The sequence below is a fragment of the Acidovorax sp. KPB24-03 genome (assembly GCF_057546605.1).
The window spans coordinates 1-1,666 of the sequence record NZ_BAAJYR010000592.1 but is presented as its reverse complement, the minus strand read 5'-3'; the positions used below and the strand labels follow the sequence as shown (position 1 = coordinate 1,666).

Sequence of the window (1,666 nt, the reverse complement as noted above, 5' to 3'; positions counted from 1 at the left end):
TGTTGGTGGTGGAGCCGCATTCGAGATCGATCTCGCCGGCTTCCAGCTTGGGGATGCGCTCCGTGCCGCTCACCACCTTGTATTTCACGTCCAGCTCCTTGAGCTTGAGCGTGCGCTTGATCTCATCGACCGCGGCCAGGCACAGGTCCACGGAGTAGCCCGCGGGGGCCTTCTTGTCGTCCAGGAACGAAAACGGCCAGGCCGCTTCGCGCACGCCCAGGGTGATGGAATGGGTTTCCTGGATGCGTTGCAAGGTGTTGGCCGGGCCCTGGGCCATGGCGGAAAACGGCGCGATGGCGCAGGCGAGCAGCGGCAGCAGCCGGGCAATGGAGCGGAACATGGGAAAAACGACTTTCAAAGGGGCGGCCGGGACATCGGGCGCGCCCAGTGTGACAAGGGCAGATGGAAAATCCGTGACAGGCGACGCGCGGGCCTCACACCCACTTGGCGATCAGGCTCGCCAAGGCGCTGAGCAGCAGCGTGCTGGTGAGTGGAATGAACCACTCGCGACCGAACAGACGGAACCGGAAGTCCCCCGGCAGACGCCCCATCCCCAGGCGCTGCAGCAGCGGCGTGAGGCCGTTGATGAGCACCAGCGCGAGAAAAACGACGATCAGCCAGCGAAACATGGGCTGCAAGTGTAGGGCTTGCGGCTTTTCGGCCCCGGATCGGCCGGCCCGGGCCCTGAAAGCCCAGGGGCATGGCCCCCGCCCGCGCGCGCCCAGTGCAGCGGGCCGTTCAGTCAGCGCTGCACGCCCCAGCGGCGCACCGTCAGTCGCTCCAGGGTGTGAAAGCCCAGCGTCTCCACCAGCAGCCCGATAAGGATCACGAGCGCCAGGCCGGCAAACACCTTGTCGGTGTAGAGCTCGTTGCGGTTCTGGAAGATGTACCAGCCCAGCCCCCCCTTGCCCGACGAAGCGCCGAAGACCAGCTCGGCGGCGATCAGCGTGCGCCAGGCAAAGGCCCAGCCGATCTTCAGGCCCGACAGGATGGACGGCAGCGCTGCCGGCACCAGGATCTGCAGCACGTAGCGGATGCCGGTGAGGCCGTAGTTTCGCCCGGCCATGCGCAGGGTCTCGGGCACGCCCTGAAAGCCCGCGTAGGTGGCCAGCGACAGCGGCCACAGCACCGAGTGCACCAGCACGAAGACCAGGCTGCCCTGCCCCAGGCCGAACCACAGCAGCGCCAGGGGCAGCAGCGCGATCGCGGGCAGCGGGTTGAACATGGCGGTCAGCGTGGACAGCAGATCGCGCCCGAACTGGGTCGAGACCGCCAGCGTGGTCAGCACGAAGGCCCCCGCGATGCCGGCCAGGTAGCCCTTGAGCAGCACCGACAGCGAGATCGCGGCCTTGGCCAGCAGCTCGCCCGACGCCAGGCCTTCGGCCAGGGCCCGGGCGGTCTGCACGAAGGTGGGCAGCAGCAGATCGTTGTCCTGCCAGCGCGCCAGCAGCTCCCACAGCACGGCCAGCACCGCCAGGATGGCGAGCCGCCGCACGGCCTGCTGCTGCCAAACGCGGGCGAACAGCGGCAGCGGCTGCTGGGGCGCAATGCCTTCGAGCGGCGCGAGCGGGCCTTCGAACTCCGGCCGCACGGGCGGCTCGGGCCGCGCACGGGGCGCGGCGTCCACGGAAGGGGTGAGGGCAGCGGTCATACGGAAATCTGGAAA

3 protein-coding genes are annotated in these 1,666 nt (G+C 68.5%); all 3 read right to left on the bottom strand.

Annotated features, from left to right (window positions below):
* Positions 1-340 (bottom strand): transporter substrate-binding domain-containing protein (locus AC27KI_RS24305; protein WP_487091068.1); only part of this gene is annotated, 340 nt, incomplete at its 3' end.
* A gap of 94 nt (positions 341-434) precedes the next feature.
* Positions 435-629: a DUF2905 domain-containing protein gene (locus AC27KI_RS24300; RefSeq protein ID WP_272549218.1), complete on the bottom strand. Its 195-nt coding sequence runs from the start codon at positions 627-629 to the stop codon at positions 435-437.
* A 113-nt stretch (positions 630-742) separates the two neighbouring features.
* Positions 743-1,651: an ABC transporter permease gene (locus tag AC27KI_RS24295; RefSeq protein ID WP_317356089.1), complete on the bottom strand. Its 909-nt coding sequence runs from the start codon at positions 1,649-1,651 to the stop codon at positions 743-745.
* Positions 1,652-1,666: the final 15 nt, after the last annotated feature.